This window comes from Agromyces sp. NPDC056965 (assembly GCF_042673425.1).
GTDB lineage: Bacteria > Actinomycetota > Actinomycetes > Actinomycetales > Microbacteriaceae > Agromyces.
Map to the genome: position 1 here is coordinate 1 of NZ_JBHURI010000017.1, position 17,434 is coordinate 17,434.

Annotated in this window: 16 protein-coding genes; 12 read left to right on the forward strand and 4 right to left on the reverse strand. The window is 71.3% G+C overall.

The window, feature by feature from the left end:
* The first annotated feature begins 35 nt into the window (after positions 1-35).
* From ACFTQE_RS06165 to ACFTQE_RS06175, 3 genes are read left to right on the forward strand one after another with little or no spacing between them, the layout of a single operon-like run.
* Positions 36-950 (forward strand): carbohydrate ABC transporter permease, encoded by a 915-nt coding sequence (locus tag ACFTQE_RS06165; protein ID WP_375836885.1) that lies wholly within the window; start codon positions 36-38, stop codon positions 948-950.
* On the forward strand, positions 947-1,822 hold the full coding sequence (locus ACFTQE_RS06170; RefSeq protein WP_376924234.1) for a carbohydrate ABC transporter permease: 876 nt from the start codon (positions 947-949) through the stop codon (positions 1,820-1,822). Before ACFTQE_RS06165 ends, ACFTQE_RS06170 begins: the two co-directional genes overlap by 4 nt.
* Entirely contained in the window at positions 1,819-3,717 is a 1,899-nt protein-coding gene (locus ACFTQE_RS06175) for a glycoside hydrolase family 35 protein (protein WP_376924235.1), read from the forward strand. Before ACFTQE_RS06170 ends, ACFTQE_RS06175 begins: the two co-directional genes overlap by 4 nt.
* A gap of 81 nt (positions 3,718-3,798) precedes the next feature.
* On the opposite strand, the gene ACFTQE_RS06180 is transcribed toward ACFTQE_RS06175, so the two are convergent.
* On the reverse strand, positions 3,799-4,257 hold the full coding sequence (locus ACFTQE_RS06180; RefSeq protein WP_074261157.1) for an Lrp/AsnC family transcriptional regulator: 459 nt from the start codon (positions 4,255-4,257) through the stop codon (positions 3,799-3,801).
* Positions 4,258-4,423: 166 nt separating this feature from the next.
* Between ACFTQE_RS06180 and pdhA the strand changes: the two genes are divergently transcribed.
* From pdhA to ACFTQE_RS06200, 4 genes are all read left to right on the forward strand, one after another.
* Positions 4,424-5,608, forward strand: a complete 1,185-nt coding sequence (gene pdhA, locus ACFTQE_RS06185; RefSeq protein WP_376924236.1) for a pyruvate dehydrogenase (acetyl-transferring) E1 component subunit alpha — start codon at positions 4,424-4,426, stop codon at positions 5,606-5,608.
* Positions 5,605-6,615, forward strand: a complete 1,011-nt coding sequence (locus ACFTQE_RS06190; protein WP_376924237.1) for an alpha-ketoacid dehydrogenase subunit beta — start codon at positions 5,605-5,607, stop codon at positions 6,613-6,615. The genes pdhA and ACFTQE_RS06190 overlap by 4 nt, the downstream gene beginning before the upstream one ends.
* A gap of 2 nt (positions 6,616-6,617) precedes the next feature.
* The gene (locus tag ACFTQE_RS06195; RefSeq protein WP_376924238.1) at positions 6,618-8,036 is read left to right on the forward strand and encodes a dihydrolipoamide acetyltransferase family protein; all 1,419 of its coding nucleotides are present in this window, start codon (positions 6,618-6,620) and stop codon (positions 8,034-8,036) included.
* 70 nt (positions 8,037-8,106) lie between these two features.
* Positions 8,107-8,418, forward strand: a complete 312-nt coding sequence (locus ACFTQE_RS06200) for a 4a-hydroxytetrahydrobiopterin dehydratase (protein ID WP_376924239.1) — start codon at positions 8,107-8,109, stop codon at positions 8,416-8,418.
* 60 nt (positions 8,419-8,478) lie between these two features.
* Here the strand turns inward: ACFTQE_RS06200 and ACFTQE_RS06205 are convergent, their stop codons facing one another.
* Both ACFTQE_RS06205 and ACFTQE_RS06210 read right to left on the reverse strand, forming a co-directional pair.
* Positions 8,479-8,961 carry a GNAT family N-acetyltransferase gene (locus ACFTQE_RS06205; protein ID WP_376924240.1) on the reverse strand — a complete coding sequence of 161 codons (483 nt, stop codon included), beginning with the start codon at positions 8,959-8,961 and terminating at the stop codon, positions 8,479-8,481.
* Positions 8,940-9,602 carry a TetR/AcrR family transcriptional regulator gene (locus ACFTQE_RS06210; RefSeq protein WP_376924241.1) on the reverse strand — a complete coding sequence of 221 codons (663 nt, stop codon included), beginning with the start codon at positions 9,600-9,602 and terminating at the stop codon, positions 8,940-8,942. Before ACFTQE_RS06210 ends, ACFTQE_RS06205 begins: the two co-directional genes overlap by 22 nt.
* A gap of 104 nt (positions 9,603-9,706) precedes the next feature.
* Between ACFTQE_RS06210 and ACFTQE_RS06215 the strand changes: the two genes are divergently transcribed.
* On the forward strand, positions 9,707-11,314 hold the full coding sequence (locus ACFTQE_RS06215) for a carboxyl transferase domain-containing protein (protein ID WP_376924285.1): 1,608 nt from the start codon (positions 9,707-9,709) through the stop codon (positions 11,312-11,314).
* 336 nt (positions 11,315-11,650) lie between these two features.
* Positions 11,651-12,553 carry an endonuclease domain-containing protein gene (locus ACFTQE_RS06220; protein WP_376924242.1) on the forward strand — a complete coding sequence of 301 codons (903 nt, stop codon included), beginning with the start codon at positions 11,651-11,653 and terminating at the stop codon, positions 12,551-12,553.
* 181 nt (positions 12,554-12,734) lie between these two features.
* Here ACFTQE_RS06220 and ACFTQE_RS06225 read toward each other — a convergent pair whose 3' ends face one another.
* Complete coding sequence (locus ACFTQE_RS06225; RefSeq protein WP_376924243.1) at positions 12,735-13,460, reverse strand: MBL fold metallo-hydrolase; 726 nt, start codon at positions 13,458-13,460, stop codon at positions 12,735-12,737.
* A 102-nt stretch (positions 13,461-13,562) separates the two neighbouring features.
* Between ACFTQE_RS06225 and ACFTQE_RS06230 the strand changes: the two genes are divergently transcribed.
* The 3 genes from ACFTQE_RS06230 to ACFTQE_RS06240 all read left to right on the forward strand — a co-directional run bounded on the left by ACFTQE_RS06230 (position 13,563) and on the right by ACFTQE_RS06240 (position 17,431).
* Positions 13,563-14,168: a TetR/AcrR family transcriptional regulator gene (locus ACFTQE_RS06230; protein WP_376924244.1), complete on the forward strand. Its 606-nt coding sequence runs from the start codon at positions 13,563-13,565 to the stop codon at positions 14,166-14,168.
* Positions 14,169-14,270: 102 nt separating this feature from the next.
* Complete coding sequence (locus ACFTQE_RS06235; RefSeq protein WP_376924245.1) at positions 14,271-16,256, forward strand: acetyl/propionyl/methylcrotonyl-CoA carboxylase subunit alpha; 1,986 nt, start codon at positions 14,271-14,273, stop codon at positions 16,254-16,256.
* Positions 16,253-17,431: an acyl-CoA dehydrogenase family protein gene (locus tag ACFTQE_RS06240; protein ID WP_376924246.1), complete on the forward strand. Its 1,179-nt coding sequence runs from the start codon at positions 16,253-16,255 to the stop codon at positions 17,429-17,431. Before ACFTQE_RS06235 ends, ACFTQE_RS06240 begins: the two co-directional genes overlap by 4 nt.
* Positions 17,432-17,434 lie beyond the last annotated feature (3 nt).

Sequence of the window (17,434 nt, forward strand, 5' to 3'; positions counted from 1 at the left end):
ATCCGGCCCACGACGCACGCACGACAAGGAGCGACATGACCACGACCACCGCGAACGGAGCGAGCGCACGCGTGCGCCGGTGGCGCACGCCATGGCTCTTCCTCACCCCGTTCCTCGTGCTCTTCGTCGCGATGTACCTGGCTCCGATCGCGTTCGCGTTCATCCAGAGCCTCTTCACCCTGCAGCGCGACGGGCTCGGCCTGACCGCGCCGACGCTCACCTTCGATCCGTTCGCGAACTACGCGCGGGTCTTCACCGACGACGAGTTCATCGCCTCCCTCGGCCGGGTGCTGCTCTTCGGCGTCGTGCAGGTTCCCGTCATGCTGGGCCTTGCACTCTTCATCGCCCTGCTCATCGACTCGAAGTCGGCTCGCGGTCGCGGCTTCTTCCGCCTCGGCAGCTTCCTGCCGTTCGCGGTGCCCGGTGTCGTGGCCGCGGTGATGTGGTCGTTCCTCTACTCGCCCGTCACGAGCCCGATCAACGGGTTCCTCGAGGCGACGTTCGGGTTCAGCATCCCGTTCTTCAGCGACGCGCTCGCCCTCTGGTCGGTCGCGAACGTCGTCACCTGGTGCTGGACCGGCTACAACATGCTCATCATCTACTCGGCCCTGCAGACCATCCCCGCCGAGACCCTCGAAGCGGCGAAGATCGACGGCGCCTCGTCGTGGCGCACCGCCTGGAGCATCAAGATCCCGATGGTGCGGCCCGCCCTCATCCTCACGACGGTCTTCTCGATCATCGGCTCCGCGCAACTCTTCAACGAGCCCACCGTGCTGAAGTCCATCTCGGGCGGCGCGATCACCTCGACGTACACGCCGTTGATGGCGGCGCAGGCCCAGGTCGCGGCGCAGAACTACCCCTATGCCGCCGCGGAGTCCGTCGTGCTCGCCGTGCTCGTCGGCGTGACGTCCTTCGTCTTCTTCAAGATCACCGGAAGGGGAGATCGTTGACCCCGACCCTCGCCTCAGCGACCCGCCCCCGCGGCCAGCGCGACACCTCGCCCGCCAGCCGCACCGGCGTCATGGCCGTGCTGCTCCTCGCGGCGTTCTATTTCCTCATGCCGATCTGGTGGCTCATCGTCGCCGCCACGAAGCCCGCCGGCCACCAGTTCAGCGGCAGCGGCCTCTGGTTCGACGGATTCGGCCTCTTCGAGAACATCGCCCTCGTCTTCGACGTGAACGACGGCATCTTCGGCAAGTGGATGCTGAACAGCATCTTCTACTCGGGCACCGCCGCCCTCGTCGGCACCGTCATCTCGGCCATGGCCGGGTACGCGATCGCGAAGTACGCCTTCCGGGGGCGCGGCCTCGTGTTCGGGGTCATCCTCGCCGCGGTGCTGATCCCGAAGGTCATGTTCACGCTGCCCCTCTTCCTCATGTTCAACCAGATCGGGCTGCTGAACACCCCCCTCGCGATGCTGCTGCCCTCGATCGTCAGCCCGTTCGGCGTCTACCTCGCGAGCGTGTTCGCGGCGCAGTCGGTGCCCGACGAGCTCATCGAGGCCGGTCGCCTCGACGGGGCGGGCGAGTTCCGCATCTTCCGCTCGGTCTCGATGCGCATCATGACTCCGGCGCTCGTCACGATCTTCCTGTTCCAGTTCGTCGAGGTCTGGAACAACTACCTCCTGCCGGCGATGGTGCTGAACGACAGCTCACTGCAGCCCGTCGTCGTCGGGCTCGTCGGCTGGTCGGCCTCGAACGGCAACGTGCCCGCGGGCACCGTCGTCGTCGGAGCCTTCCTCTCGATCATCCCGCTCGTCATCGCCTTCCTCTCCCTGCAGCGCTTCTGGCGCGCGGGCCTCACCGCCGGAGCCATCAAGTGACCCGCCCCGCTCCCTCCGAGACCATCAGCCCGATCGAGACCGCCGACGCGACCGCGGCCGCCGCGGCAGGCGCTCGATCCGCCCCGATCCTCACGTTCCGCGACGGCGAACTGTTCCGCGACGGGGTCCCGCACCGGGTGCTGAGCGGCTCGATCCACTACTTCCGAGTGCACCCCGAGCTCTGGCGCGATCGCCTCGAACGCCTCGCCGCGCTCGGCCTCAACACGATCGACACCTACATCGCATGGAACTTCCACCAGCGGGGCGTCGGCCCGGCCGACTTCAGCGGATGGCGCGACGTCGAACGCTTCATCGCGCTGGCCGGCGAGCTCGGCTTCGACGTGATCGTGCGGCCCGGTCCCTACATCTGCGCGGAGTGGGACAACGGCGGTCTGCCGTCCTGGCTGACCGGCGTGCCCGGTCTCCGGCCCCGATCGAGCGATGAGCGCTACATGGCGGCCGTCGAGGAATGGTTCGACGAGCTCATCCCGCGACTGGCCGCGTTGCAGGCGGATCGCGGCGGCCCGATCGTGGCGGTGCAGCTCGAGAACGAGTTCGGCAGCTACGGCGACGACGCCGGCTACCTCCGCCGTCTCCGCGACGGGCTCGTCGCCCGTAGCGTGACCGAGCTGCTCTACACCGCAGACGGCCCGACCGAGCTCATGCTCGACGGCGGCACGCTGCCCGGCGTGCTGGCGACCGCGACCTTCGGCTCGCGCGCCCGCGAGGCGGCCGAGCTGCTGCGGTCGCGCCGCGACGGCGAGCCGTTCCTCTGCGCCGAGTACTGGAACGGCTGGTTCGACCACTGGGGCGAGCACCACCATGTTCGGGAGCCGCGCGGCTCGGTCGGCGTGATCGACGAGATCCTCGAGGTCGGCGGTTCCGTGAGCATCTACATGGCGCACGGCGGCACGAACTTCGGACTCTGGTCGGGCGCCAACCACGACGGCCGCGTGCTGCAGCCGACGGTCACGAGCTACGACTCCGACGCCCCGGTGAGCGAGCACGGCGCGATCACCGAGAAGGGCCGGATGCTCCGGCAGCGACTCGAGGCGTTCACGGGCGTCGTTGCGCCCGAGGTGCCCGAGGAGCGACCCGTGCTCACCGCCCGGCGCCTGCCGACGGCGCCCGGCGCGGCGCTGCTGCCGGCGCTTCGGGCTGCCGGCGGCAGCGAGGCATCCGTCACCGTGGCGCCGGCGAGCTTCGAGCAACTCGGTCTCGACGCCGGTCTCGTGCTCTACGAGGCGGCGCCGATCCTGCCGAACGGCACGAGCACGCTCTCGATGCGAGGCCTGCACGACCGCGCCCAGGTCTGGGTCGACGGCCGGTTCATCGGCGTCGTCGACACCTCGAGCGCCGCCGCGGGCGTCGAGCTCATCGGTCACGGCGAGCGCGTGCGCCTCGAGATCCTCGTCGAGAACCAGGGCCGCATCAACTACGGACCGTTGCTCGGTCAGGGCAAGGGCATCCTCGGAGCGGTGCAGATCGACCGGCGGATCGTGCAGGGCTGGCGGAGCCGGCCGATCGCGCTCGCCGACTGGAGCGCATCCGAGCTCGAAGCCGCCGCGATGGCGGGCGCCCCTGGGGTCGCGGGCGAAGTCGTCGAGCCGGGCGCTGCGGGGTTCCGCATCTCGACGTTCGAGATCGAGGCCGTCGCCGACACCTTCCTCGCGCTGCCGGGCTTCGCGAAGGGCTTCGTGTGGGTCAACGGATTCCTGCTCGGCCGGCACTGGGAGATCGGGCCGCAGATCACGCTCTACGTGCCGGCGCCGCTGCTGCGCCCCGGTGCCAACACCGTCACGGTGCTCGAACTCGAGCGGGCCGGCGACGCCCTCGAATTGCGGGACGTCCCCGAGCTCGGGCCGGAAGAGGAGTACATCGAGTCGTTCGATTGAGCGAACGGCCGGGCGGTCGGAACGGCCGATCGGCTTGGTCGCCGGATCGGCCGGGCGCCGGACCGGCCCGGTCGCCGCGCCTCAGCGCTCGAGCAGCGGGGCGAGCCGGTAGGGGATGAGCTCGCCCATCGCGAGCGAGGTCTCGGTGCGTTCGACGCCGTCGATCGCGAGGATCTCGCCGTCGATGCGGAAGAGATCGTGCGCGTCGCGGCAGACGACCCGCACGAGCAGGTCGATCGATCCCGAGAGCCCGTGCGCCTGGATCACCTCGGGGATGCGCCCGATCTCGTCGACCACATCGCCGAGGAGCTTCTGGCGGACGTGCACCGAGATGAACGCCTCGATCGGGTACCCGAGCGGCGCCGGGTCCATGCTGCGCTCGAAGGAGAGGAAGGCGCCGGATGCCTCGAGGCGCGCCATGCGCGCCTGCACCGTGTTGCGGGAGAGGCCGAGGCGGTCGGCGAGCGCCACCACGGTCGCTCTCGGGTCGGGTGCGAGCGCCGTCAGCAGCGCCTTGTCGACAGCGTCGTAACCGGTCATAACGCCACACGATAGCAGTCGAGCGGGTGATCGAACCGTGCAACATGCTCAACGCTGCTCTCGTTGGTTGAGCTGTGTGCGAGATCGACGTACGCTCTGGGTATCCGGCAGTGCCGCCGGGCGCGGGCAGCCCACGAAGCGGGCCCGCCGACAGCGAGGATCGACGATGACCCCATCCGGCCGAGACGCCACCGGGCTCCTGACGCAGCGCGAGCTCGCGCTGCCCGACGACTTCGTGCAACTCGTGACCCCGACGGGTGAACGCCACGCGAACGCGGAGTTCGATCCGTGGATCGCCGACATCGACCTCGGCGCCCTCGGCCGCCTCTACCGCGACATGGCGATCGTGCGGCGCATCGACTCGGAGGCCACGGCACTGCAGCGCCAGGGCGAACTCGGACTCTGGCCGCCGCTCGCCGGTCAGGAGGCCGCGCAGATCGGTGCCGGCCGCGCGCTCCGCGACGACGACTTCATCTTCTCCAGCTACCGCGAGCACGCCCTCGCGTGGGTGCGCGGGGTCGAGCCGGCCGAGCTCCTCTCGGTCTGGCGCGGCACCGCGGCATCGGGCTGGAACCCGTTCGAGCACGGCATGGCCGTGCCGCAGATCATCATCGGCGCCCAGACCCTGCACGCCACCGGCTACGCCATGGGTGCGGCATGGGAGGGGTCGGATGCCGCGGCGATCACCTTCTTCGGCGACGGCGCGACGAGCGAGGGCGACGTCAACGAGGCCCTCGTCTTCGCAGCGAGCTTCGACGCCCCGGTCGTCTTCTTCTGCCAGAACAACCAGTGGGCGATCTCCGAACCCGTGGGCCTGCAGTCGAAGCAGCACCTCGCGCGCCGCGCCGACGGTTTCGGCATGCCGGGCGTGCGCGTCGACGGCAACGACGTGCTCGCCGTGCTCGCCGCCACGCGCATCGCGCTCGAACGCGCTCGCCGCGGTGGCGGGCCCACGTTCATCGAAGCGGTCACGTATCGCATGGGACCGCACACGACGGCCGACGATCCCAAGCGGTACCGCACCGACGACGAGCTCGCCGAGTGGCGCGAGCGCGACCCGCTCGCACGGGTGCTCGCGCTGCTCGAGGCATCCGGAGTCGACGTCGCCGGCCTCGAGCGCGACGTCGCGGCCGACGCCGACCGTGCCGCCGCCGAACTGCGCGCCGCGATCACGACCATCGCCGACCCCGAGGCGCTGACGGTCTTCGACCACGTCTACGCCGAGCCCAACAGCCACCTCGAGCGCCAGCGCGACCAGTACGCGCGCTACCTCGCGATGTTCGACGACGCCTCGCCGGCGCAGAGCACGGATGCCGCGGCATCCGAGACCGCCGAAGGAGGCGCACGATGACCACGCTCACCCTTGCGAAGGCGCTCAACGCCGGACTCCGCCGTGCACTCGCCGACGACGACAAGGTCGTGCTCATGGGCGAGGACATCGGCACGCTCGGCGGCGTCTTCCGCGTCACCGACGGGCTGAAGGCCGAGTTCGGGGCGAAGCGCGTCGTCGACGCGCCGCTCTCCGAGGCGGGCATCGTCGGCACCGCCGTCGGGCTCGCGTACCGCGGGTTCCGGCCCGTGATCGAGATCCAGTTCGACGGGTTCATCTATCCCGGCTTCGACCAGATCGTCGCGCAGGTCGCGAAGCTGCACTACCGCTCGCGCGGGAACGTCCGCATGCCGATCACGATCCGCGTTCCGTTCGGCGGCGGCATCGGCGCGGCCGAGCACCACTCGGAGTCGCCCGAGGCGTACTTCGCCCACACGGCGGGGCTGCGCGTCGTGGCGTGCTCGAACCCCGCCGACGCGTACATGATGGTGCGCCAGGCGATCGCGAGCGACGACCCCGTGCTGTTCTTCGAACCGAAGCGGCGCTACCACGTGAAGGGCGAGGTCGACGAGACGGCCAGCCTCGCCGACGCCCGGCCGATGGGCGTCGCGACGACCGTCACGACGGGCGGCGACGTGACCCTCGTGACCTACGGCGCGCTCGTGCAGACGGCGCGTGACGTGGCGACCGCGGCCGCAGAAGACGGGGTGTCGATCGAGGTGATCGACCTGCGTTCGCTCGCACCGGTCGACTACGCGACGATCGAGGCCTCCGTGCGCCGCACCGGCCGGCTCGTGATCACCCACGAGGCGGGTCAACAGGGCGGCGTCGGCGCGGAGCTCGCCGCGTCGATCACCGAGCGCTGCTTCGAGTTCCTCGAGGCCGCCCCCGTGCGCGTCACGGGGCACGACATCCCGTACCCGCCCGCGAAGCTCGAGCGGCACCACCTGCCCGACCTCGATCGCATCCTCGACGGGGTCGATCGGGTGCTCGGCCGACCGAACTCGCTGAGCGGGGTGGAGGCGTGAGCATGATCCGCGACTTCCCGCTGCCCGACCTCGGCGAGGGGCTCACCGAGTCCGAGCTCGTCGCCTGGCGCGTCGCCGTGGGCGACCGCGTCGAGCTCAACCAGATCATCGCCGACGTCGAGACCGCGAAGGCCGTCGTCGAGCTGCCCTCGCCGTACGCAGGGGTCATCACGGCGCTGCATGCGGCCGAGGGGGAGACGATCGACGTCGGCGCCCCCCTCTTCTCCTGCGACACGGGCGAAGGGGATGCCTCGGGCACTGCGCCGACGGTGGCATCCGGGTCGCCCGCGGAGCCGGCCGCGCCTGCGGCTTCGGCAACTTCGGCATCGAGCGCCGGGCAGGAGGCCTCGTCCGACGCGGCACCCGGACCGAACCTCGTCGGGTACGGCGCCGCGGCCGAGACCGGCCCGAAGCGGCGTGCACGCCGGTCGGCCCTCGTCGCCGACCTCGTGCCGGCGGTGCCCGAGTCGTCCGCCGACGTGTCCGCCGTCGAGGCCGCTCCCGCGCCCGCCGCCGCATCGGCGCGCACCGAGCGTCCGCGGTCGACCCCGCCCGTGCGCAAGCTCGCCCGCGACCTCGGCCTCGACCTCGAGGCGATCGACGGCAGCGGCGAGCGCGGCCTCATCACCCGCGACGACGTCGAGCGCGCGGCATCCGCTCTCTCGATGCCCGTCCCCGACGACGTGTCATCGCTCACCGCGCCCGGGCGCATCGAGACGCCCGCCGAGACGCGGATCCCGATCAAGGGGGTTCGCAAGCACACGGCGGCGGCGATGGTCCGGAGCGCCTTCACCGCGCCCCATGTCACCGAGTTCCTGACCGTCGACGTGACGGCCACGATGGAGCTGCTCCGCGGGCTCCGAGACGATCGCGAGTTCACGGGGCGCAAGGTGACGCCGCTCACGGTCGTCGCGAAGGCCGTGTGCCTCGCCGCCCGGCGCACCCCAGAGGTCAACTCGCGCTGGGACGAGGAGGCGCAGGAGATCGTGCGGTTCGGCGGGGTCAACCTCGGCATCGCCGCCGCGACCGAGCGCGGCCTCGTGGTGCCGAACGTGAAGGCCGCCGAGCGCATGTCGCTCGGCGAACTCGCCGACGCGATCGCCGCGCTCGCCGAGACCGCGCGTGCCGGGCGCACGAGCCCGGCCGACCTCTCGGGCGGCACGATCTCGATCACGAACATCGGGGTCTTCGGCATCGATGCGGGCACGCCGATCCTGAACCCCGGCGAGGCGGCGATCCTCGCGATGGGTGCGGTGCGCCGCCAACCGTGGGAGCACCGCGGCGAGATCGCACTCCGCGAGATGATGACGCTGAGCCTCTCGTTCGACCACCGGCTCGTCGACGGTGCGCAGGGGTCGCGCTTCCTCGCCGACGTCGGTGCGATCCTGCGGGAGCCCGGGCGGGCGCTGACGATGATGTGACGCCGTGCCGCGCACGGCCCGGCGCGATCGCCGGTGGCGGCATCGGCGCTCCGGCGGGAGGATGGTGCGCATGAACGCACGCAGCATCCTCTCGCCTGGCGACACCGCCGACGAGCTGGCCGGCACGGCCTTCAGCCACGACGGCGATCGGCTCGTGGCGGCCTACTCGACCGCGGACTTCGCGAGTGCGGTCCGCTTCGTCGACGCGGTCGCCCTCGTCGCCGACGAACTGAACCACCACCCCGACGTGCAGCTCGGCTGGGGCCGGGTCGGGTTCGAGCTGAGCTCGCACGACGTCGGCGGGGTCACCTCGCGCGACCTCGAGCTCGCAGCGCGCATCTCGGGCATCGCGGCCGAGCAGGGAGCTCGCGCGGGAGGCTGAGGCCCCAGACGCGGCGCAGCGGCGACATCCCCGAACGCGCCGCGACCGCGACCGGGCGTCTCAGTCGAGCGTGTAGACGCGCTCCTCGACCTCGGTGTCGCGCGCGTTCGCGAAGCTCGTCTGCGTGGTCGTGTGCCGGAAGCCGAGCTTCTCGAGCAGCGCGATCGACGCAGCGTTGTCGGTGGCCAGGCGGGCGCGCACCGGGCGTTCGTGCACCTCGTCGAGGAACAACCGCATGGCCCGGGTCGCGATGCCCTCGCCCCAGCGGGCCGGGTCGATCCAGCACGTCACCTCGGCCACCCCGTCTTCGAACCACCGGGCGACGCTGCCCGCGATCTCGCCGTCGGCGCGCACCGTTCGGGCGTCGACGGTCGGGTCTGCGAGGAGTCGCCGCCAATGGGCGTCGAACATCGCGCGATCGCTCGGATCGGGCGGCGTGAACGCGGCCATGCGAACGGCGGTGGGATCCTGCTCGAATCCGAACAGAGCGTCGAGATCGCCCGCGCGGGTGGCGCGCAGGGTCACGACATGAGGCTCGCCCATGTCATTTCCTCCAGGATGCCGCGGATGGTGCCGTCGGCGGGTCTGCGCCCAGGGATGCGGGCGCTGTGCGGAGTGGAGTTCAGGAGGCCGAAGGCGGCGTGTGCCCGGATCCTGAGCTCCGTCTCGGCCCGATCGGGCCGAAGTCTTTCGAGGGTGTCGACCCAGTGCTCGACGTACTGGCGCTGGAGGAGGCGCACCTCGTGCCGTGCCCCGAGGTCGAGTTGCTCGAGCTCCCGGTCCTGGACGAGGATCACGTCGGCGTCGCCCAGGGCGAAGTCGACGTGGAACGCGATGAGCTCGCGAAGCGTCGCGGTCGGGTCGGATGTCTCGCCGAGCACCCGCTCGGCGCCGTCGAGCAGCGTGCGGCTCGCGCCCTGGAGGATCGCGGCGAGCACGGCGGCCTTGCCCGGGAAGTGGCGGTAGACCGCGGGGCCGCTCACGCCGACCGCTGCGCCGAGATCCTCGATCGTCACCCCGGCGTAGCCCCGCTGTGCGAAGAGCGTCGCGGCCGCAGCGAGGATGGCCTGACGGCGATCGGCCTTCAACCGGCTGCGCTCGGTCGCGGTCGCGACGGCAGCGGCTGCCGGCGCATCGGCGAATGCGTCGCCGACGATCTCAGCCGCGTTCGGTGTGGTTGCCATCTCGGTTAATGCTCGCTAACATCGGGAATCGAGTTAGTGCACACTAACCGAAATCCTGCGCCGGCCACAAGTGGGCGCGCCGTCGACGAAGACTGGTGGCACGAATGCCGATCCTGCAGACGAGCATCGACCCGAGCGGCGATGCCGCGCGTTCCAACACCGAAGCGCACGCGGCGCTCGTCGGCGAGCTGCGCGAGCGGCTCGCGGCGGCGGCGCTCGGCGGCCCCGCGGCATCCCGCGACCGTCATGTGGCGCGCGGGAAGCTGCTGCCGCGCGACCGGGTCGACCGCCTGCTCGACGAGGGCAGCCCGTTCCTCGAACTCTCGCCGCTCGCGGCCGAGGGGCTCTACGGCGGCGATTCGCCGGGCGCGGGCATCATCACCGGAATCGGCCTCGTGCACGGGCGCCCGGTGCTCGTCGTCTGCAACGACGCGACCGTCAAGGGCGGCACCTACTACCCGATGACGGTGAAGAAGCACTTGCGCGCGCAGGAGGTCGCGAAGGAGCACCGACTGCCGTGCATCTACCTCGTCGACTCGGGCGGGGCGTTCCTGCCGCTGCAGGACGAGGTGTTCCCCGACCGCGACCACTTCGGGCGCATCTTCTTCAACCAGGCCCAGCTCTCGTCGATGCGCATCCCGCAGCTCGCGGCCGTGCTCGGCTCCTGCACGGCCGGCGGCGCCTACGTGCCCGCGATGAGCGACGAGACCGTCATCGTGCGCGACCAGGGCACCATCTTCCTCGGCGGCCCACCGCTCGTGAAGGCGGCGATCGGCGAGGTCGTGACCCCCGAAGAGCTCGGCGGCGGCGAACTGCACTCCCGGGTCTCGGGCGTGACCGACCACCTCGCCGAAGACGACGAGCACGCGCTCGAGCTCGTGCGCGACATGGTCGCGACCCTGCCCGAACCCGCGCCGAGGGCGTGGGCGGTGCGCGAGCCGCGACCGCCGGCCGTCGACCCGTCGACGCTCGTCGCCGCCGTGCCGGTCGACGTGCAGCAGCCCTACGACGTGCGCGAGGTCATCGCGCGCCTCGTCGACGGCAGCGAGTTCTCCGAGTTCAAGCGCGAGTACGGCGACACGCTCGTGACGGGCTTCGCGCACATCGACGGTCACCCCGTCGGCATCGTCGCGAACAACGGCGTGCTCTTCAGCGAGTCGGCCATGAAGGGCGCCCACTTCATCGAGCTCTGCGACCAGCGGGGCATCCCGCTGCTGTTCCTGCAGAACATCTCGGGCTTCATGGTCGGCCGCGACGCCGAGGCGGGCGGCATCGCCAAGCACGGCGCGAAGATGGTCACCGCCGTCGCCACGACCCGGGTGCCGAAGTTCACGGTCGTCATCGGCGGCTCGTTCGGCGCCGGCAACTACTCGATGTGCGGCCGGGCGTACTCGCCCCGGTTCCTCTGGATGTGGCCGAACGCCCGCATCTCGGTGATGGGCGGCGAGCAGGCGGCATCCGTGCTCTCGACCGTCAAGCGCGACCAGCTCGCGGTGAAGGGCGAGACCTGGTCGGATGCCGCGGAGCAGGCGTTCAAGGATCCGATCCGCGCCCAGTACGACGACCAGGGCAGCCCGTACCATTCGACCGCTCGCCTGTGGGACGACGGCATCATCGCGCCGGAGGACACGCGCACGGTGCTCGCCCTCGCGCTCGAGCTCGCGAGCCGCACGCCGCTGCCCGAGCCGGCGTTCGGTCTCTTCCGCATGTAGTGGGGGCCCGGTGTCCTGGGCCCTGGGCCCTGGGCCCTGGGCCCTGAGCCCTGAGGCCTGAGGTCTGAGCCCTGGGCCCTGGGCCCGGTGTCCCGGGTCTTCGTCGTCCCCGTGCAGCCCCAAGTCGCACCGATGCGCGGCAGTGCCGAGGAGATCGGCGATTCCGAGGAGCCATGCCCCTGGTTCGCTCCTCGGAATCGCAGCTCTCCTCGGAATCGCAGCTCTCCTCGGAATCGCGTCGGCGTACCCGCCCTCCACAGGGCTCCCGGCGGGTGAGTCATCCACTGCTGCCGCCTCGCCGCGGGCGGCCTGCGTCCGAGCGGCCATGCTCGATGAGTGACCACGGCCCGCCCCGACACGCCCGCCTTCGAACCCACGCCGAGGGTCGGGCCCGCGGTCCGGGCCATCCCGACCGACCCCGTCGCCGCGACGACACGGGGTGCTGGAGGCGTCGTTCGCACCCGGTTCCTGCTGCGGGCGGGCTTCAGTCGCCACCGCATCGAGCAGAGTCTCGTCGCCGGAAGCCTCATCCGAGTGCGCAAGGGATGGGTCGCGGTGCCGTCGGCCGACCGATACCTGATCGCCGCCGCCCACGCGGGAGTCGTGGTCTCGTGCATCACGCAGGCCGAGCGACTCGGGTTGTGGGTGCTCTCGCACGACCGTCCGCACGTTGCCGCGCCGGCGCATTCCGGGGCGGTCTCGCACCGAGGGGTGCGGGCGCACTGGGCGAAGCCGCTCGTGCCGCGGCATCCCGATGCACTCGTCGACCCGATCGAGAACGTGCTCGCCATCGTGGCGGCATGCCAGCCGTACGAGGCTGCCCTCGCCGTGTGGGAGTCCGCGCTGCGGAAGGGACTCGTCGATCGGCACGCGCTCGGGCGGTTGGCGCTGTCGACGACCGCGCGGAGGATCCTCGACTCCGCGGTGCCGTACTCGGACTCCGGCCTCGAGTCGTTCGTGGTGCCGCGGCTCGGCTGGTTGAACGTCCGGATCACGCCGCAGGCCTGGATCGCGGGGCACCGTGTCGACTTCTTGATCGGCGATCGCCTGGTGCTGCAGATCGACGGGGCGCACCACGTCGGCGCGCAACGCGAGGCCGACATCGAGCACGATGCGACGTTGATGCTGCTCGGGTATCACGTGGTGCGGGTCGGCTACCGGCAGATCATCGAGCGCTGGCACACCGTGCAAGACGTGATCGCGCGGGCGGTGGCCCAAGGGCTGCATCTCGTGCACTGAGGTGCCCGGCTCGTCAGACGACGGCGACCCGCTCGGACTCGACCGGCGGTCACGGCGCGATGCAGAGGAGATCTGCGATTCCGAGGACGATTCACGCCCGATCGGCCCTCGGAATCGCAGATCTCCTCACGTCGGCGGTTGGGGCGCTGCCGGAACCGGACCAGGCACCGGATGCCGCGAGTCAGGCGCCGGATGCCGCGGCAGCCGCCTCGACCTCGCGGATCGCCTCGTCGACGCCGCGATTCCACGGCGTGCCGTGGCCGGGCAGCACCCACGTCGCCCCGAGTCCCGCGATGCGATGGAGCGAGGCGAGCGCCTCGGCCGGATCATCGGTGAAGGGTGCGGGCTGCGGGCCGGTCGCGCCGGTCAGCACGTGGCGGGTGGTGAGCGCGTCGCCGACGAAGACGGCGTCGGCGACCGGCACGTGGATCGCGATGCTGCCGGGGGAGTGGCCCGGCATGCTGATCACGCGCGGAGCGCCCGGCAGGTCGAGCACGTCGCCGTCGTCGACGGTGACGACTTCGGTGAGCGGGGTCGTGCGCAGGCCGTTGCGGGTGAGCGCGTACCAGAGGAACTTCGCGGTCGCCCCGAGCTTCATGCCGCCCCACTCGGGCTTCGTCGACGCCTCGCCCCGGGCCCGGGCGGCGTCGGCCGTGTGCACGAAGACCGGCACGCCGTGCTCGCGGCGCAGTCGCTCGGCGAAGCCGATGTGGTCGGAGTCGCCGTGCGTCAGCACGACGCCGCGGATGTCGCCGATCGATCGGCCCATCGCGGCGAGCTCTGCCGTCAGCTCCTTCCACTGACCGGCGAGCCCCGCGTCGATGACGGTGACGCCCTCGGGGGTGTCGACGAGATAGACCGCGACGATGTCGGAGCCGATGCGGTGGAGGGAGGGGCCGAGCTTCATCAGATGCCTCGCTTGATCAGGTGGGATATTGATGGCTATGCTACATAGCCATCATGGCTAAGCGCAATAGCCTAGAGTCGAATGGTCGAAAGGATCCCGCCGATGCCGACACCCGAACGAACCTCGCTCGACGCCATCGTCGGCGCAGGGCGCGCCATCCTCGAGTCCGACGGGTTCGGCGGGCTCACGATGCAGGCCGTCGCTGAGCGCGTCGGCGTGCGCGCCCCGTCGCTCTACAAGCGCGTGCGCAACCGCAGCGATCTCGTGCGGCTGATCGCCGCGTCGTCGGTCGCGGAGCTCGGGGAGCGCCTCGATGCCGAGCGTCCCCCCGTCGCGGGCGGCTCAGGCGGCGCCGGCGGAGCGGAGGGGGCGGATGCAGCCATCGCCGAGGTCGCCCGACTCGCCCGCGTCGTGCGAGCGTTCGCTCACGAGCAGCCGGCGGCCTATCGCCTCGTCTTCGCGTCGGGCGACGAGTCGGGGCTCGATGTCGCGACGCTCCGGGAGGCCAGTGCGCCATTGCTCGCCGTCGCCGCCGCACTCGCCGGCCCCGATGACGCGCTCGATGCCGCCCGCACGCTCACGGCGTGGGTCACGGGCTTCGTGAGCATGGAGCTCTCGGGTGCCTTCCGCCTGGGCGGCGACGTCGACCGGGCGTTCGAGTTCGGCGTCGAGCGCGTCGCCGCCGCGCTCGCCCCGCGATCGGGGTGAACGGGGAGTTCCCCCTTGTGATTTCAGTTAACGCCCACTAACATCGAATCCAGTTAGTGCGCGTTAACTAAGTTCGCGCACCTCGAGCGCAGGGAGGCGCGGATGGGCACGGTCGACGCCGTCGATGATGCACGGTCGACTCGTCCGTTCGACCGGGTGCTCGTCGCCAACCGCGGCGAGATCGCGGTGCGGGTGATCCGCACACTCCGTCGGCTCGGCATCCGCTCGATCGCCGTCTTCTCCGACGCCGACGCCGACGCGCCGCACGTGTGCCTCGCCGACGAGTCCGTGCGCATCGGACCCGCCGCTGCAGCCGAGAGCTACCTCGACCCCGCACGCATCATCGCGGCGGCGCGCGAGACGGGGGCCGAGGCGATCCACCCGGGGTACGGGTTCCTCTCCGAGCACGCGGGATTCGCCGAGGCGTGCCGCGACGCCGGCATCGTCTTCGTCGGGCCCGGGGTCGACGCGCTCGAGGTCATGGGCGACAAGATCCGTGCGAAGCGCCACGTCGAGGCATCCGGTGTGCCGACGGTTCCCGGTGTCTCCGATCCCTCGCTCGACGACGGCGAGCTCGCCGCCGCCGGCGAGGCCGTGGGCTTCCCGCTGCTCGTCAAGCCGAGCGCCGGCGGCGGCGGCAAGGGCATGCAGATCACCCGCGATGCCCGGGAGCTCGCAGCGGCCATCCCAGCGGCAAGGCGCGTCGCGCTCGCGGCGTTCGGCGACGACACGCTGCTGCTGGAACGGCTCATCGAACGGCCGCGGCACATCGAGGTGCAGGTGCTCGCCGACGACTTCGGCAATGTCATCCACCTCGGCGAGCGCGAGTGCTCGCTGCAGCGCCGCCACCAGAAGGTCATCGAGGAGGCGCCCTCGCCGCTGCTCGACACCGAGACCCGCGCCCGCATCGGGCGCGCTGCGTGCGACGCCGCCCGCAGCGTCGACTACCGCGGGGCCGGCACCGTCGAGTTCCTGGTGTCGGATGCTGCGCCCGACGAGTTCTTCTTCATCGAGATGAACACCCGGCTCCAGGTCGAGCACCCCGTCACCGAACTCGTCACCGGCGTCGACCTGGTCGAACAGCAGCTGCGCGTCGCAGCGGGGCAGCCCCTCGCGCTGACGCAGGCCGACATCGAGCTCACAGGCCATGCGATCGAGGCGCGCGTCTACGCCGAGAGCCCCGAGCGCGGATTCCTGCCGTCGATCGGCGAACTGCTCGTCTGGCGCGAGCCGAGCGGCGATGGCGTGCGCATCGACGGCGGCATCCGCTCGGGTCAGCAGATCACCGCCGACTACGACCCCATGCTCGCCAAGGTCATCGCGTACGGCGCCGATCGCACCGAGGCGCTCGCCCGCCTCGACGCCGCCCTCGCCGACACCGTCGTGCTCGGCGTCGAGACGAACCTCGGGTTCCTGCGACGGCTCCTCGCCGACCCCGCCGTGCAGCGCGGCGACCTCGACACCGGCCTCATCGACCGCATGCCCGCCCCCGAGTCGGATGCCGCCCCGCCCGAGGTGCTCGCCGCGACCGCGGCGTTCCGCGCTGACGCGGCGATCGACGACGCGCTCGCCTCCGGCGGCCGTGCCTGGCAGACGGCCCGAGGCTGGCGCCTCGGCAGGCCGGCGGCAGACGCGATCGACGGCACTTCCGCGGAACCCGACGTCATCGCGACCGCCGCCGACGGCGCGGTCTGGCTGCACACCCCCGCCGGCATCTGGCGGATGCCCGCCCCGGATCGCCGTGCAGCGCTCGACGCGCGCCTCGCCATGATCGAACGCGGCGGCCTCGCCGACCCCGAACTCCGTGCACCCATGCCCGGCACCGTCACCGCCGTGCTCGTCGCCGACGGCGACGCCGTAGCGGCCGGCGACGCCGTCGTCGCCATCGAGGCGATGAAGATGGAGCACCGCGTCACGGCCTCGGTCGCGGGCACCGTGCGACTCGCGGTCGCGGTGGGGGAGCAGGTCTCCCGCGACCAGCCCGTCGCCCGAGTGGAGTCGCACCACGAGGCATCCGATACCGAAGTCACCGCACTGTCGAACGCACCCCACGAGGGCGCGCACCCGATCGCATCCCACCAGGAATGAGGAGCACCATCGTGAGCACCGAGCTGAGCGCCGAGGAACAGCAGTTGTACGACATGGTCTGCGAGTTCGCCGACACCGTCGTCGCCCCGCAGTCCTACGAGGCCGACCGCACCCACACGCTCTCGATGGACGTCGTCGCGCAGATGGGCGACCTCGGCCTCTTCGGTCTGCCGTTCCCCGAGGACGTCGGCGGTCAGGGCGGCGACTACATGGCGCTGGGCCTCGCCATCGAGGCGCTCGCCCGCGTCGACCAGTCGATCGCGATCACCCTCGAAGCCGCCGTGGGTCTCGGTGCCATGCCCGTGTTCCGCCACGGCACCGACGAGCAGAAGGCCGAACTCCTGCCCGACCTCGTCGCGGGGCGCGCGCTGGCCGGGTTCGGCCTCACCGAGTCCGAGGCCGGCTCCGACGCCGGCGCCACGCGCACCACCGCGGTGCTCGACGGCGACGAGTGGGTCGTCAACGGCTCGAAGCAGTTCATCACGAACTCGGGCACGCCCATCACGAGGTTCGTCACGGTCACGGCCGTGACCGGAGAGCGCACGCGCCCCGACGGCTCGGTCTCCAAGGAGCTCTCGACGATCATCGTCCCGAACGGCACGCCCGGGTTCACGGTGGACCCCGGCTACGACAAGTCCGGATGGCGCGCGTCCGACACGCATCCGCTCACCTTCGACGACGTGCGCGTGCCCGCAGCGAACCTGCTGGGCGAGCGCGGGCGCGGCTTCGCGAACTTCCTGCGCACGCTCGACGAAGGCCGCATCGCGATCGCCGCGCTCGCGACCGGCGTCGCACAGGGCTGCCTCGATGAGGCGCTCGCCTACGCGATGACCCGCAACGTCTTCGGCGTGCCGATCGCGTCGCATCAGTACATTGCCTTCACGATCGCCCAGATGCAGGCACGGGTCTACACCGCACGGCTCGCCTGGCACGACGCGGCGCGTCGGGTCGACGCGGGGCTGCCGTTCAAGAAGGAGGCCGCGATGGCCAAGCTCGTCTCGAGCGACGCCGCGATGCTGAACTCCCGCGACGCGACGCAGATCTTCGGCGGCATGGGGTTCATGAACGAGTCGCTCGTCGCGAGGCACTACCGTGACTCGAAGATCCTCGAGATCGGCGAGGGCACGAACGAGGTGCAGCTCATGGTCATCGCGCGCGAGCTGGGCATCGGCTAGGGG

Bases quoted from the DNA above. Each gene is read 5' to 3' on its own strand.
- ACFTQE_RS06225 (WP_376924243.1), bottom strand. From the start codon at position 13,460: ATGAAGCTCGGCCCCTCCCTCCACCGCATCGGCTCCGACATCGTCGCG.
- ACFTQE_RS06195 (WP_376924238.1), top strand. From the start codon at position 6,618: ATGATCCGCGACTTCCCGCTGCCCGACCTCGGCGAGGGGCTCACCGAG.
- ACFTQE_RS06235 (WP_376924245.1), top strand. From the start codon at position 14,271: ATGGGCACGGTCGACGCCGTCGATGATGCACGGTCGACTCGTCCGTTC.
- ACFTQE_RS06165 (WP_375836885.1), top strand. From the start codon at position 36: ATGACCACGACCACCGCGAACGGAGCGAGCGCACGCGTGCGCCGGTGG.
- ACFTQE_RS06200 (WP_376924239.1), top strand. From the start codon at position 8,107: ATGAACGCACGCAGCATCCTCTCGCCTGGCGACACCGCCGACGAGCTG.
- ACFTQE_RS06180 (WP_074261157.1), bottom strand. From the start codon at position 4,257: ATGACCGGTTACGACGCTGTCGACAAGGCGCTGCTGACGGCGCTCGCA.
- ACFTQE_RS06230 (WP_376924244.1), top strand. From the start codon at position 13,563: ATGCCGACACCCGAACGAACCTCGCTCGACGCCATCGTCGGCGCAGGG.
- ACFTQE_RS06215 (WP_376924285.1), top strand. From the start codon at position 9,707: ATGCCGATCCTGCAGACGAGCATCGACCCGAGCGGCGATGCCGCGCGT.
- ACFTQE_RS06210 (WP_376924241.1), bottom strand. From the start codon at position 9,602: ATGGCAACCACACCGAACGCGGCTGAGATCGTCGGCGACGCATTCGCC.
- ACFTQE_RS06205 (WP_376924240.1), bottom strand. From the start codon at position 8,961: ATGGGCGAGCCTCATGTCGTGACCCTGCGCGCCACCCGCGCGGGCGAT.
- ACFTQE_RS06240 (WP_376924246.1), top strand. From the start codon at position 16,253: ATGAGGAGCACCATCGTGAGCACCGAGCTGAGCGCCGAGGAACAGCAG.
- pdhA (WP_376924236.1), top strand. From the start codon at position 4,424: ATGACCCCATCCGGCCGAGACGCCACCGGGCTCCTGACGCAGCGCGAG.
- ACFTQE_RS06190 (WP_376924237.1), top strand. From the start codon at position 5,605: ATGACCACGCTCACCCTTGCGAAGGCGCTCAACGCCGGACTCCGCCGT.